The organism is Mycobacterium asiaticum (genome assembly GCF_001668675.1).
GTDB classification, from domain to species: domain Bacteria; phylum Actinomycetota; class Actinomycetes; order Mycobacteriales; family Mycobacteriaceae; genus Mycobacterium; species Mycobacterium asiaticum_D.
In genome coordinates this window covers 1-12,981 of sequence record NZ_LZKQ01000193.1, presented here as the reverse complement: position 1 = coordinate 12,981, position 12,981 = coordinate 1, and the positions used below count along the sequence as shown (strand labels likewise).

The 12,981-nt window shown below is 69.6% G+C and carries 9 protein-coding genes and 3 pseudogenes; 7 read left to right on the top strand and 5 right to left on the bottom strand.

Features of this window, described 5'->3' with window-relative positions; translation table 11 throughout:
• Positions 1-1,165, bottom strand: a pseudogene (locus A9X01_RS16605) (polyketide synthase dehydratase domain-containing protein); the annotation flags it as partial.
• A 136-nt stretch (positions 1,166-1,301) separates the two neighbouring features.
• On the opposite strand from A9X01_RS16605, the pseudogene A9X01_RS16600 reads away from it, so the two are divergent.
• From A9X01_RS16600 to A9X01_RS16575, 6 genes and pseudogenes are all read left to right on the top strand, one after another.
• A pseudogene (locus tag A9X01_RS16600) lies at positions 1,302-2,444 on the top strand (glycerol-3-phosphate dehydrogenase/oxidase); the annotation flags it as partial.
• Positions 2,445-2,456: 12 nt separating this feature from the next.
• The gene (locus tag A9X01_RS16595) at positions 2,457-3,323 is read left to right on the top strand and encodes a pseudouridine synthase (protein WP_065121789.1); all 867 of its coding nucleotides are present in this window, start codon (positions 2,457-2,459) and stop codon (positions 3,321-3,323) included.
• A gap of 51 nt (positions 3,324-3,374) precedes the next feature.
• Positions 3,375-4,907, top strand: a complete 1,533-nt coding sequence (locus A9X01_RS16590; protein WP_065121788.1) for an HNH endonuclease signature motif containing protein — start codon at positions 3,375-3,377, stop codon at positions 4,905-4,907.
• Positions 4,908-4,943: 36 nt separating this feature from the next.
• A complete protein-coding gene (locus A9X01_RS16585; protein ID WP_065121787.1) occupies positions 4,944-5,750 on the top strand; it encodes an MBL fold metallo-hydrolase in 807 nt (268 codons plus the stop codon).
• Between the two features lie 208 nt (positions 5,751-5,958).
• A complete protein-coding gene (locus A9X01_RS16580) occupies positions 5,959-7,104 on the top strand; it encodes a PPE family protein (protein WP_065121786.1) in 1,146 nt (381 codons plus the stop codon).
• A 160-nt stretch (positions 7,105-7,264) separates the two neighbouring features.
• On the top strand, positions 7,265-8,410 hold the full coding sequence (locus A9X01_RS16575; RefSeq protein WP_065121785.1) for a PPE family protein: 1,146 nt from the start codon (positions 7,265-7,267) through the stop codon (positions 8,408-8,410).
• Here A9X01_RS16575 and A9X01_RS16570 read toward each other — a convergent pair.
• Together A9X01_RS16570 and A9X01_RS16565 are read right to left on the bottom strand one after the other, a co-directional pair.
• Positions 8,341-9,006: a DUF5994 family protein gene (locus A9X01_RS16570; protein WP_081282425.1), complete on the bottom strand. Its 666-nt coding sequence runs from the start codon at positions 9,004-9,006 to the stop codon at positions 8,341-8,343. The two genes, A9X01_RS16575 and A9X01_RS16570, sit on opposite strands and share 70 nt — an antisense overlap.
• Positions 9,007-9,205: 199 nt before the next feature.
• A complete protein-coding gene (locus tag A9X01_RS16565) occupies positions 9,206-9,565 on the bottom strand; it encodes a DUF732 domain-containing protein (RefSeq protein ID WP_065121784.1) in 360 nt (119 codons plus the stop codon).
• Between the two features lie 190 nt (positions 9,566-9,755).
• Between A9X01_RS16565 and A9X01_RS16560 the strand changes: the two genes are divergently transcribed.
• The gene (locus tag A9X01_RS16560; protein ID WP_065121783.1) at positions 9,756-10,673 is read left to right on the top strand and encodes an extracellular catalytic domain type 1 short-chain-length polyhydroxyalkanoate depolymerase; all 918 of its coding nucleotides are present in this window, start codon (positions 9,756-9,758) and stop codon (positions 10,671-10,673) included.
• Between the two features lie 24 nt (positions 10,674-10,697).
• Here the strand turns inward: A9X01_RS16560 and nei2 are convergent, their stop codons facing one another.
• Together nei2 and A9X01_RS16550 are read right to left on the bottom strand one after the other, a co-directional pair.
• The gene (nei2, locus tag A9X01_RS16555) at positions 10,698-11,453 is read right to left on the bottom strand and encodes an endonuclease VIII Nei2 (RefSeq protein WP_065121782.1); all 756 of its coding nucleotides are present in this window, start codon (positions 11,451-11,453) and stop codon (positions 10,698-10,700) included.
• A 1-nt stretch (position 11,454) separates the two neighbouring features.
• A pseudogene (locus A9X01_RS16550) lies at positions 11,455-12,870 on the bottom strand (Lhr family helicase); the annotation flags it as partial.
• Positions 12,871-12,981 lie beyond the last annotated feature (111 nt).

Here is a 12,981-nt window from a genome sequence, read left to right as displayed (position 1 = left end):
AATCCATCAGCACCACCCGGTCCGGGTATTCGGCCTGCGCCGAGCGGACCAATCCCCAGACCGCCGCGCCCGCGAGGTCGGAGACATCTTCGTCGGGCAGTCCCGCCGCGCCGTGCGTCAGCACCACCAGCACCCCGGATTCCGCTGCGCCCAAATGGGTTTGCAACGTCGTCAGCGCCTCGCGGGTTGCGGCGTGCACCGACTCGACGCTCGGGGGGCGGGCACCCGGCTCCCATACCACCACGCCGTCGGCGTCCTTGGCTGGCAACGTCACCGGCGACCAGGCCACCTGCAACAAACCGCTGTCGGCACGCGGAGCGGCCGACCGCAGTTGCCCGGTCGACACCGGGCGAACGGTCAGCTCGCGCACCGACAACACCGGCAAGCCCGACGCGTCGGCCAGCTCGATCGACACCGCTTCGACACCCACCGGCGCGATGCGGACCCGCGCCCGGGACGCGCCGGCCGCGTGCAGACTGATCCCCTGCCAGGCGAATGGCAGCATCGTTTGGGCCTGTTCGCCGACCACGCCCATCGCATGCAGGGAAGCGTCGAGCAATACCGGATGAATCCCGTAACCGCTCAACGTCACACCGGCGTCGGCCGGGACGGCGATTTCGGCGAACACCTCGCCGCCGCGCTGCCACATCGCCTGCAGGCCCTGGAATGCCGGCCCGTACTCGTACCCTCGCCCGGCGAGCTGCCGGTAGGCACCGGAGACGTCCAACGGGACCGCGCCGGCCGGCGGCCAAGTAGACAGGTCGGCGATCGGCTGGACCGCACCCGGGCTCAACACTGCCTCGGCATGCCGCGTCCAACCATCCGGTGCGGCAGCCGAATACACCGAGACTGTTCGCCGCTGCGATTCGTCCTCGGCCGCCACGACGACCTGCACGCGGACGTTGCCGCCGGTCGGCAGCAGCAACGGCGCCGACAGGGTGAGCTCTTCGACGGCTGCGCAGCCGACCTCGTCGCCGGCGCGAAGCGCCAGTTCCACGAACGCGGCCCCGGGAAACAGGACCACACCGGCGACGGCGTGATCGGCCAGCCATGGCTGCGCCGCCAGGGAAAGCTGCCCGGTCAGAATGACTCCGCCATCGGGGCGCTCCACCACCGCCCCCAACATTGCATGCCCGGCGCCGGCCACTCCGAGGCCGTCGGCGTCGGGGGGGGGGGGGGCGCCCCCCCCCCCCCCCCCCCCCGGGGGGCGGGGGGGGGGGGCGGGGGGGCGGGGCCCCCCCCCCCCCCCCCCCCCCCCCCCCCCCCCCCCCCCCCCGCCCCGGGGGGGGGGGGCCCCCCCCACCTCCACCCAGGTGGTCGCGATGCTGCGCGAAGGCGATCGGGTGACCGGTGTGCGCGTCCGCGACTCCGAGGACGGCGCGCTCACCGAGGTCCGCGGCCACGTGGTGGTCAACGCGACCGGGGTATGGACCGACGAGATCCAAGCATTGTCCAAGCAGCGCGGTCGTTTTCAGGTCCGGGCGTCCAAAGGCGTGCATGTGGTGGTGCCCCGCGACCGCATCGTCAGCGACGTCGCGATCATCCTGCGCACCGAGAAATCGGTGATGTTCGTCATCCCGTGGGGCAGCCACTGGATCATCGGAACCACCGACACCGACTGGAATCTCGACCTGGCCCACCCGGCGGCCACCAAGGCCGACATCGACTACATCCTGCAAACCGTCAACACCGTACTGGCCATCCCGCTGACGCATGCCGACATCGACGGCGTGTACGCGGGGCTGCGGCCGCTGCTGGCCGGGGAGAGCGAGGAGACCTCCAAGCTGTCCCGGGAGCACGCCGTGGCGGTGCCCGCACCGGGCCTGGTGGCCATCGCCGGCGGCAAGTACACCACCTACCGGGTGATGGCCGCCGACGCGATTGATGCTGCGGCCCAATTCATTCCGGCCCGGGTCGCGCCGTCGATCACCGAGAAGGTCAGCCTGCTGGGCGCCGACGGCTACTTCGCGCTGATCAACCAGGCCGAACACGTCGCCCAGCTGCAGGGTCTGCACCCCTATCGCGTGCGTCATCTGCTGGACCGCTACGGCTCGCTGATCGGTGAGGTGCTGGCGCTGGCGGCCCACAGCCCCGACCTGCTCGAGCCGATCAAGGAGGCGCCGGGCTATCTGCGGGTGGAGGCGCTATATGCCGTAACCGCCGAGGGCGCTTTGCATTTGGAGGATATTCTGGCCCGCCGGATGCGTGTCTCCATCGAATACCCGCACCGCGGCGTCGACTGCGCGCGAGAGGTCGCCGACGTCGTCGCGCCGGTGCTGGGCTGGTCCGCGGAGGAGATCGGGCGCGAGGTCGCGAATTACACCGCCCGGGTGGAGGCCGAGATCCTGTCCCAGGCCCAGCCCGATGACGTGTCCGCCGACGAGCTGCGCGCCAGCGCGCCCGAGGCGCGCGCCGAGATCCTCGAGCCGGTCCCGCTCAGTTGAGCAGGCCCTGATATGGCCGCGAGGCCGGCGCCACTGCCCGTGCGGGACGGACTCGGCCCGGCGCGGGTGCGGCTGCGGGGCGGCCCGGTGCTGGCCGAGCTCACCGCCCGGTTCGGCACGCGGGCCCGCGCCAAGGTGCTGGCCGGAGAGGTCGTCGGCGCCGACGGCGCGGTAATCGATAGCAGCACAGTGCTTCCCGCTGACGCGAGCGTCTACCTGTATCGCGAGCTGCCGGACGAGGTGCCCGTCCCGTTCGATGTCCCGGTGCTGCATCGCGACGCCGACATCGTGGTCGTCGACAAGCCGCACTTCTTGGCCACCATGCCGCGCGGACGCCACGTAGCGCAGACCGCGCTGGTGCGGCTGCGGCGCGAACTGGACCTGCCCGAGCTGAGTCCGGCGCATCGGCTGGACCGGCTGACCGCCGGGGTGCTGCTGTTTACCGCGAGGCGCGAGGTGCGCGGCGCCTACCAGACGCTGTTCTCCCGCGGATCGGTCGGTAAGACATACCTGGCCCGGGCGGCCGTCGACCCGGAGCTGGAGCTCCCGCGAGTGGTGAAGAGCCGAATCATCAAGCGCCGCAGCCATCTACAGGCGGTCTGCGAGCCGGGCGCGCCCAATGCCGAGACCCGCGTGGAGCTGGTGGCTGCGGATGGGTTGTACCGGCTCACCCCAAGCACCGGGCGCACCCATCAGCTGCGCCTGCACATGGCCTCGCTGGGGATACCGATCGAGGGTGATCCGTTGTATCCCAACATCATCGACGTGGTGGCCGACGACTTCAGCATGCCGTTGCGGCTATTGGCGCAGCGCATCGAGTTCACCGATCCACTGACCGGTGAGCGCCGGGAATTCGCCAGCCGCCGAGTCGAGCCGTAGGCGTAGCGCAGCGCCGACGGTTTGTCGGTCGCCTGTGGCATAGTCGAACCTATGTTCGAAGGACCGTCGGGCCACCGGTCACCACCCGAGGTGATCGAGTACTTCGACGAATTGTTCGAAAGGCACTATCCGTCGCGCACGCCGGTGTCGGCGGAGCTGCTGGAAAGGATTGGGGTGGCCGCGCGCGCGGAGAACCGGGCGGCGGCGGCCCAGCTCGCGGCCATCGGTGAGTTGTTCGGGTATCGCCTGTCACGCTGCGCGGAGACCGAAAGTTGGGCCGTCGACACCGAGGCGGCGGTCAGTGCGGAGGTCGCCGCCGAGCTGCGGATCGGTCAGGGCATGGCCGGAAGCAAGGTGCGCTACGCCCGCGCCATGCGGGAGCGGCTGCCGCGGGTGGGCGAGGTGTTCAAAGCCGGCGATATCGACTTTCGGATGTTCGCCACGGCGGTGTACCGCACGGACCTGATCACCGATCCGCAGGTGCTGGCGGTGGTGGACGCCCGGCTGGCGACCAACGTGGCGCGCTGGCCGTCGATGACTCCCCGCCGGCTGGCCGCGCAGGTGGACAAGGTCGTCGCGCGGGCCGACGCGGATGCGGTGCGGCGCCGCCGGGAGCGCATCGTGGAGCGGGAGATCTGGATCGGTGACACGGGGGACGGCCTGGCACATATCCAGGGCAGCTTGCTCGCCCCGGATGCGCACCTGCTGGACCGGCGCCTGGACGCGATGGCGGCCACGGTGTGTGAGCACGACCCGCGCACCCGCGAGCAGCGCCGCGCCGATGCGTTGGGGGCGTTGGCGGGCGAGGCGGACCGGTTGGGATGCCGCTGCGGGCGCCGCGATTGCCAGGCCGGCAAACGGTCGGCGGGGCCGGTGGTGATCCACGTGGTCGCCGAGCGCGGCAGTCTGGACGGGACCGGCTCGGCGCCGGCCTGCGAGCTGGGCGCCGAGGGTTTGATCGCGCCGGAGTTGGTCGCGGAGCTGGCAGCGTCGGCCACGCTGGTGCCGCTGACTCACCCGGGTGATGCGCCGCCCGAGTCGGGTTACGTGCCGTCGAAGGCGCTGGCCGATTTCGTGCGCTGCCGCGACTTGACGTGCCGCTGGCCCGGCTGCGACCAGCCAGCGGCCAATTGCGACGTCGACCATACGATTCCCTATGCGGATGGCGGGCGTACGCACGCGTCGAACCTCAAATGCTATTGCCGCACACATCATTTGGTGAAAACTTTCTGGGGCTGGCAGGAAAAGCAGCTGCCTGACGCGACGCTGATCCTGACTTCACCGGCCGGGCGCACGTATGTCACCACCCCGGGCAGCGCGCTGCTGTTCCCGAGTTTGTGCCAGGGCGTCGGGGCGATCCCGGCTGCCGAGGCCGACGTCGCGGCCGACTACTGCGGTGACCGCACCGCGATGATGCCCACCCGACGCCGCACCCGCGCCCAAGACCGCGCCGGTCGCATCGCCGCCGAACGCCGGCACAACCGCGACGCCCGGATGGGCCGGCGGGCCGAAAGCATGAGCATGGGCTCGGGCTCGAGCGGCGGTCCTGGCCCACCCGGCAACGACGATCCACCACCCTTCTAGCGGCATGGAAGGCGCGGGACCGGGTAGCCCACGGCTATGGACATCACGGTCACGTTCGTGGGCAACGCCACCACGCTCATTTCCGCGGGCGGGCTGACGTTGTTGACCGACCCCAACTTCTTGCACCGGGGTCAGCGCGCCTACCTCGGCCATGGGCTGGTATCCAAACGGCTCAAGGAGCCGGCGTTACAACTCAGCGAACTTCCCCCGATCGACGCGATCGTGCTGTCGCACATGCACGGCGATCACTGGGACAGGGTGGCGCAGAAGGGCCTCGACCACGAACTGCCCGTCGTCACCACCCCGCACGCCGCCAAACGGCTGCACAAGCGCGGCTTCGCGCAGGCGCGGGGCCTGACCACCTGGCAGCAGCACACGATCACGAAGGGCGCCACCACGCTCACCCTCACGTCATTGCCGGGGCGTCACGCGCCGGGGTGGAGTCAGCGGCTGCTCCCGCCCGTGATGGGCACCATGGTGGATTTCGCCGCCGACGATGGGTCGCCCCGGCGGCGGCTCTACATCTCCGGCGACACTTTGCTGATCGAGGAGCTCAAGGAGATTCCCGCCAGGTTCGACCCGATCGACGTGGGCATGTTGCACCTCGGCGGCACCCGATTGCCCGCCGGCGGGCGGCTGCCGTTCGGTCTGACCGTCACCATGGACGGCCGCCAGGGCGCCGAACTCGTCGCCATGCTGGCCCTCCCAAAGGCGATCCCGGTGCACTTTGACGACTATGCGGCCTTCGCGTCGCCGCTGGCCGACTTCACCCGGGAAATGCAGCACCGGGGCCTGGAGGACAGGATCATAACGGTGAACCGCGGCGCCTCGGTGACCGTTTGAAAGACGGCAGGTGTCGCGTAAGTGTCCCGGGCCAGCAGATGTCAAATCGCTCTCAGCTTTGGGTATAGGGTGTCCTAACACGTGGCGGTCGAATTGGGAGGTCCCGGCCGCACGTGAAAGGCTTCGACGTGCAGAGTTTCAAAGCTCGCCGCGGCCTCGTTAACGCAAATTTGCTGAGGCGTTCTCAGCGTGGGCATTGTGAGACGTGATGGATCTTTTTGCACCCCCAGAGGTCACCTCGACGCTCATCCACACCGGGCCGGGGGCGGGTTCGCTGATCGAGGCTGCCGGCGCCTGGCAGCGCCTTGCCGTCGAGCTGGAGAATTCGGTCTCCACCTATGCCTCGACGTTGTCGTCGCTCATCGATTCCTGGGACGGGCCGTCGGCGATGGCGATGTTGCAGTCCGTCCAGCCCTACCTGCTCTGGCTGCGCGAGACCGCCCAGCAATCCTCGCAGATGGCGACCTCGGCCGAGTCCGCCGCGTCGGCCTTCACCGCCGTCCGGTCCACGGTGGTTCATCCCTCGGTGGTGACCGCCAACCGGACGCGGCTGGCGCAGCTGCTGGCCACCAACCGGTTCGGCACCAACACGGCGGCCATCGCCGAGACCGAGAACGAATACCAGACCATGTGGGCGAACAACTCGGCGGCGATGAGCCGATATCAGGCGTCGTCGTCGCAGGCGACCACGCAGCTGTCGAACTTCAATTCGCCGCTGTCCGCCACCGATCCGGGCGGGACGGCCAGGCAAGAGCTGGCGGTGAACCAGGCCCAGGCCCTGGGCGCCGGCAACGTGGGGAACTCCCTGGTTTCGGACCTCTCGTCGGCCGGCATCTTCGGCGCGGACGGCGACCCCAACCAAGGGTGGTTCGGCTACTTCAGCACCTGGGGCAACCAGTTCATCTCGTCCGGGTTTCCCATCAACATGCTCAGCTACCTGGCGCAGAACTCGTCGGCCAGCGCGCTGCAGAGCGTGGGCGGCGACATCGGCAGCGGCTTGTCGGAGGGCCTGGGAGCGGCCACCGCTAGCCTGTCCAACGCCGTCAGCGGCGTCGGCGAAGGGCTGGCGCCGACGGGGGCCATGGGCGTTGGGGTGTCGCTGGGCAAGCTGACCGCGCCTCCCGCCGTGGTGGGGCTGTTGCCGGGCACGCAGACCGGCGTCCAGCTCGCGTCCGCGGCCTCGCCGCTGCCGGCGGCGGAAGCGGGGCTCCCGATCATGCCCATGATGGTGCCGCCGACGACGGGCTCGGCGGGCACCGGCTGGCGCAAACGTAAACAGCAGAAGTACGAGGACGTCGCCGTTGGCCGCGAGGTCAAAGGCAACGTGTTGCCTCGAAATCCATCGGCGGGATGAGACGATGGCGCCCCACGACCACGGCTGCCGTATCCCGCTACCGTGCAGGTCAATGGCGACCAGCAGCGGGACACGTCCCGCCCTCGTTCACTCGCCAATCGCCGGACGGGCCGACGCAGAGCGTTCGTCCAGCCCACGTTCTTCCCCAAGGTAAAAATTCATGGATTTCGGGATGCTGCCGCCGGAGGTCACTTCGGCGCTGATCCACTCTGGACCCGGGGCCTGGTCATGGATCGCCGCGGCCGCGGCATGGGAGGAGCTCAGCGCGGAGCTCGAGCAATCTGCCGACGGCTACAGCGCGGAGCTGGCGTGGCTGTCTACCACCTACCATGGCCCGTCGTCGCTGACGATGGCCCAGGCCTTCGAGCCCTACCTCGCCTGGTTGCGCACCACCGCCGTGCAGTGCCGGGAGATCGCTACCTCGGCGGAAGTCATGACGGCGGCTTTCGAACTGACGCACTGGACGGTGGTGCACCCCTCGGTGGTCGCCGCCAACCGCGCGCGGCTGGCGATGTTGTTGGCTACCAACTTCTTCGGCATCAACTACCCGGCCATCGCCGAGACCGAGGCCGAGTACCACGCCATGTGGGTGAACAACTCGGCGGCATTGGTCCGCTACGACGCGACCTCGGCGAGCACCGTCAGACCGCCCGCGTTCGAGCCGCCGCCTCCGGTTTCCGATCCGTCGGGGCCTGCGCGACAAGCCGCCATGGTGCCGGCTACGAATACCGCCAATGTGGGGACACAGACCGCGGCCGCCCTCGCGGGGACAAGTCAAGATCTCGCCGCTTCCAGTGCCTTCGGACTGGACCCCGACTCGGGCTGGTTCAGATACTTCAGCGTTTGGGGATGGCAGTTCATCGCGGGTGGATTCCCGGTCAACCTGCTCAGCTACCTCGCCCAGCTGAATGCGGCCCAGAGCCTTACGGGCGGCGTGGCCACCGATATTTTCGGCGGCCTGTCCGAAGCCGCTGCGGACTTGTCGGCGGCCGACGCGAGCCTGGCCAGCGCGATCCTATCGTCGGTGGCGCCCCAGGCGACGCTGGGCGTCGGTATCTCGCTCGGCAACCTGACCATGCCGCCGGCCACGGTGGGAATGCTGGGGTCTTCTGCGCCGGTGCAGCTGGCGTCGGCGGTCTCCGCACTACCCCCGGGGGCCGGCCAGACACCCATGCTCCCGATGGTCCCGATGCGCCCGACGCGCGGTTCGGCGAACGGGCAGCGGCGTAAGGGTCGCTACGACGATATTGAATACGGCGCGGAGCTGCCGGGCACCGTGATGCACAGGCCGCCGTCGGCGGGATAGCGCTGCTTGCGCGACTCCATCATGCGGTTGCGGACGATGTGTTCGACCAGGATGGGGACGAAAGTCTGCACCGGCGCATCGATGAACCGTTGCGCCGTCTCTTCGCACCAGCGCCTGATCTGAGCGTTGCGCCGTTCGTCGCCGAGCCCCTCGTGACGGGCAAGCTTGTCGGCCACCTCCGCCACCGATCGCCTGACCGTGACCCGAATGGCCGGGGAAACCGCGGGGGCGGGGGCGGCGGGCGCGCGCACCGCGTCGCGTGCCCGGCGCGCGGCGTCCTCATCGGTGTCCGGCCGGATGACATGCAGGGTGATGTGGCGGCCGTTCCCGCCCATCACGATGACGCTGGCCTCCTCGTCACTGGTGAAACCCAGCAATTCGATTGTGTGCCCGTCGATTTGAGCCGCCGTAGGCGTATTGTGCCAGCCGTTGCGGCGGTAGCCAACCATGACGATCTGCCCGAGCCGACCGGACAACGACGCCACCAGGCCCGGCAGCTCGTCGACCAGGTTGGTCGACCGCGGCCACCAGGCGCCGTCAATGTGCTCGGACACGGCTCGATACGGCTTGAGCTGCAACCGGTTTGAATGCTCCATGTCACCACCTGCTCGCAGAATCTTTGAGGCCTGAGGACCCCGTGACGTCAAGACCATCACGGGCAGTCGGCGGCCGCGGCGATAGCGAGTGGCTGTCGGGTTTACCGACCGTGAACAACGAGTTCGCGCAATCGCTTTGGGACAGGGGCCCGAGTTTGCCTGCTTGCCAGCTGCCCTGCTTGACGGGCAGGGCGGTAGTTCAGGATCCCGACGACGCCGCCGCGTATTTCGGGCAGTACGCCTTGATGCTGACTCCGACGAAGTAGCCGGCGTGATAGCTGTCCAGGCTGCTGCTGGAAAGCACATTGTTGGCGACCTGTTCGGGCGACTGGCCCATGTCGAGTTCGTGACACACGGTGTGCCCGGAGTTGACCGCGGCGTCGGGTGACTCGTAGTTGATGCCCTTGGCCTTCAGTGCCGCCAGGAATGCGTCATCGGCGGACGTCGCGTGAGCGGTCGCGGATGTCGCCACCGCCCCGAGCAGCCCGGCCACCGGCAGCACGCCGCTCGCCAGGAGCGACAGCGGCCGGATGGGCTTGCGCATCTGGGTGGTCGTCATTTCTGATACTCCCGTGGAACAGAAGTGCCGTTGCTTGCTGAAGGCGGGTTAGTTCGCATGCTCGCATCTCGCGGCGTAACCCGGTGCCCTATCGCCGATAATGCGGTGTGTGCCACACATGTGTTTGCTCCGCGGTCGCACGCGCGTTACCGGCGAGCCTTCGGCGACGCGCCGCCGGTGATCTGACGACATGGCATACGCGCGGTGGCTGTGGCTCGGTGTGGTGGCTATATGCGTGGTCGGCTGCGGTGTGCGGCACGTGTCGGCGGCTAGCACTCGAGACATCTCCGGCACCTTTCGATCCGGCGGCATGGAGCGAACCTACATGTTGCACGTGCCGGCGGGCGAGCCCGTCGGCTTGGTGCTCAGTTTGCACGGTGGCGGCGGTACCGGGTTCTCGCAGCGCGGCCTGACGGGCTTCAACTCCGTTGCTGATGCACACAACCTGTTGGTTGTCTACCCCGACGGTTACGACAAGAGCTGGGCCGACGGGCGTGGCGCCTCGCCCGCCGATCGTCGCCACATCAACGATGTGACCTTCTTGGTCGGTCTGGTGAACAAGCTGCAGAACGACTACGGCGTCGCTCCCGGGCACGTTTTCGTCACCGGGATGTCCAACGGCGGCTTCATGAGCAACCGGCTGGCGTGCGAACGCGCCGACGTCTTCGCCGCGGTTGCGCCGGTGGCCGGAACGCTGGGCGTGGGGGTGGCCTGCAATCCGTCGCGACCGGTATCGGTCTGGGAAGCCCACGGGACCGCTGACCCGCTGGTGCCCTTCAAGGGTGGGACGGTGCGCGGCCGCGGCGGGGTCAGCCACTCCATCTCGGCCGACAGCATGGTGGACAAGTGGCGCTCGATCGATGGCTGCCAGGGAGGGCCGGCGACGGAGGCGCTACCCGATGTCCGCGACGGCACAGTCGTGCACCGCTATCAGTCCACGGGATGCGCGGAGAACACCGAGGTGGTGTTCTACAAGATCGACAGCGGCGGGCACACCTGGCCGGGCGGCAAGCAATATCTTCCGGCGGCGGTCATTGGTCCCACCACGCGCGCGCTCGACGGGTCCGAGGCCATCGCCCGGTTCTTCCTCGCCCACGCCCGCGACTAGGCCCGAGACGCAGGGCCTTGCGCTTCAGCGCTGGCAGGACGGGCACCAGTACGTCACCCGATCCCCGGAGTCGTCGAAGTTGATCGGGGTACCGCAGCGGCGGCAAGGCTGCCCGGATCGACCGTAGACCCACAGCTGGCGTCCGGCCCGGGTGTCGCCGGTTGTGCACCGGTTCCAACGGAAGCGGTTCAGCCACAACATGTCCCGCGCGCGACAGACGAGCCGACGCGGGTCGGCGATGTCGCGGACGGGCGCGGTGGGCAGATGCCCGGAAAGGAAACACAGTTCGTTGCAGTAGACGTTGCCGACCCCGGCCAGCAGGCGCTGGTCCAGCAGCGCCTCGGCGATCGGCCGGTCCGGGTCGGACGTCAGGTTGGCGGCGGCGAGTGCGGGATCCCAATCCTCGCCCAGCAGGTCGGGTCCCAGGTGCGCGACCGCGTCGCCGTCACGCTCGCGCTCCAGGATCTCCAGCACGCCCAAGTCGACGCCGACGGCGCGGACGCTGTCGGTCTCCAAAACGATCCGCGCGCGGTAATCGACCCGCACCGAGCGGTTGCCGACCCGCCAGCTGCCGTCCATTTTCAGATGGGAGTGAATGCTGGCGTCTCCCACCCGGATGAACAAGTGCTTTCCGCGGCTCAGCACCTCGTCGACCACCCGCCCGGTGAGGTCGACGTTGGCGAACCGCGGCACCCGGACGTCGCAACGGGTCAGGGTGCCGCCGACCAGGCGCTCGCGCAGCACGGCGGCGGTGTGCCAGACGGTGTCACCTTCGGGCATCTCAGCGCAGCCGCATTCCGCGTGGAGTCCGGGCGAAGCCGGCATCGGAGAGTGCGTCGACCGGTCCGGGCCCGCCCACACGGGGCTGCAGGGCCGGCACCCCGTCGATGCGTTCGACCAGGATCGACGCGACGCGCCGGGACGAGACCAGCTCGGCGAGCGCTGTCGCAGCGGCGAGATGGGCGCCTGGGTCGTCGGTGAAGGTGAGCAGCGACCGCCCGCCGCGCTCGAGGAACCACGTCAGCTCGCCGTCGACCAACACCACCAGCGCACCGGCCTTGCGGCCCGGGCGTGCCCCCGACCCCCCGGACTCCGAGCCCTCACCACGGGCGGCCGGCCAGGGCAGCGCCGCTCCGTAGGGGTTCGCCGGATCCGCAGCGGCCAGCGCCACCGCGCGGTACTCGGGCCGTTCCGGGTCGACCCCGTCGGAGTAGGCGCGCAACCGGTCGACGGTCGACGCGACGGCGAACTGCGCCCCGCCCAGCGACTCGATGAAGTAGCCGCGCTGGCACCGGCCTGCGTCCTCGAACGTGCTCAGCACCTTGTACAGGGTGGCGAATCCGCCTGGCACGCCCTCGGTTGTCACCGCGCCCCGGGTCAGCACGCCGTGGCGTCCGAGCAGCAGCTCGGCTTGATAGTGGGCGCGCAGCGTGGAGTCCGGCTCTGGGGGCGGCAGGATCGACCACCGGCCGGCCACGGTCGGGTCGGCGGGCCGGGAATGCGGGTGCGCCACGCTGTACCGGCTGAGCCGCGGCGGGCGATGCGACCGATGCGCGGGTGCGGAGCGCTTGCGGGTTCCGGTGCCACCGAGCAGGGCGCGCACCGGGGCGAACGTGTCGCCGGTTATCCAGCCGGCCCAGATCAGTTCCCACAGCGCGGCTTTGAGTTCGGACTCACCGAATCCGCTCTGCGTGAGCTGGCGGAAGAAGTAAGCGCCCCCGGGTGCGAGCGTGTCCAGGACCGCACGGTGGGCGTCGCCCAATTCGATGTCGGCGGGCCCGGGCAGCGTCAATGGCGCGGATTCGCTGGGGTGCAACGCGATCCAGCCATCGCCGCTGGAAATCGAGCCGGCCCCCGACCAGGTGACTTCGCCCGTGGCCAGTAGCTCGTCGAGCAGCGCGGGCGAGTAGTCGCGGACCCGAGGGGCCAGCACCAGCGGCTCGATCGCCGAGGCCGGCATTTGTACGCCAGCCAGCTGATCAATGACTGACATCAGCCCGTCCAGCCCGGAATGGCCTGGGGAGCGCGATGTTTCGGCCGTCCCCACTCGATGCCAGGCCGGCAGGAACCGGCCGTAGGCTGCGGTGCTGACCGGCTCGACCTGGGCCCGCAGCGCCGCCAGCGACCGCCGCCGCAGGATGCGCAATACGTCGGCGTCACACCACTGTTCACCCCCGGCCACGGGCCCCCCCGCCGCCTCGGCCGCGGCGCCCCCCTAGCCCCCCCCCCCCCCCCCCCCCCCCGCCCCCCCGCCCCCCCGGGGGCGGGGCCCCCCCCCCCCCCCCCCCACCCGGGGGTGAAACAACAA

What these genes read in the sequence shown, in the direction of transcription:
- A9X01_RS16575 (WP_065121785.1), top strand. Translation starts at nt 7,265, where the DNA reads ATGGATTTCGGGATGCTGCCGCCGGAGGTCACTTCGGCGCTGATCCAC.
- A9X01_RS16560 (WP_065121783.1), top strand. Translation starts at nt 9,756, where the DNA reads ATGGCATACGCGCGGTGGCTGTGGCTCGGTGTGGTGGCTATATGCGTG.
- nei2 (WP_065121782.1), bottom strand. Translation starts at nt 11,453, where the DNA reads ATGCCCGAAGGTGACACCGTCTGGCACACCGCCGCCGTGCTGCGCGAG.
- A9X01_RS16595 (WP_065121789.1), top strand. Translation starts at nt 2,457, where the DNA reads ATGGCCGCGAGGCCGGCGCCACTGCCCGTGCGGGACGGACTCGGCCCG.
- A9X01_RS16585 (WP_065121787.1), top strand. Translation starts at nt 4,944, where the DNA reads ATGGACATCACGGTCACGTTCGTGGGCAACGCCACCACGCTCATTTCC.
- A9X01_RS16580 (WP_065121786.1), top strand. Translation starts at nt 5,959, where the DNA reads ATGGATCTTTTTGCACCCCCAGAGGTCACCTCGACGCTCATCCACACC.
- A9X01_RS16570 (WP_081282425.1), bottom strand. Translation starts at nt 9,006, where the DNA reads ATGGAGCATTCAAACCGGTTGCAGCTCAAGCCGTATCGAGCCGTGTCC.
- A9X01_RS16565 (WP_065121784.1), bottom strand. Translation starts at nt 9,565, where the DNA reads ATGACGACCACCCAGATGCGCAAGCCCATCCGGCCGCTGTCGCTCCTG.
- A9X01_RS16590 (WP_065121788.1), top strand. Translation starts at nt 3,375, where the DNA reads ATGTTCGAAGGACCGTCGGGCCACCGGTCACCACCCGAGGTGATCGAG.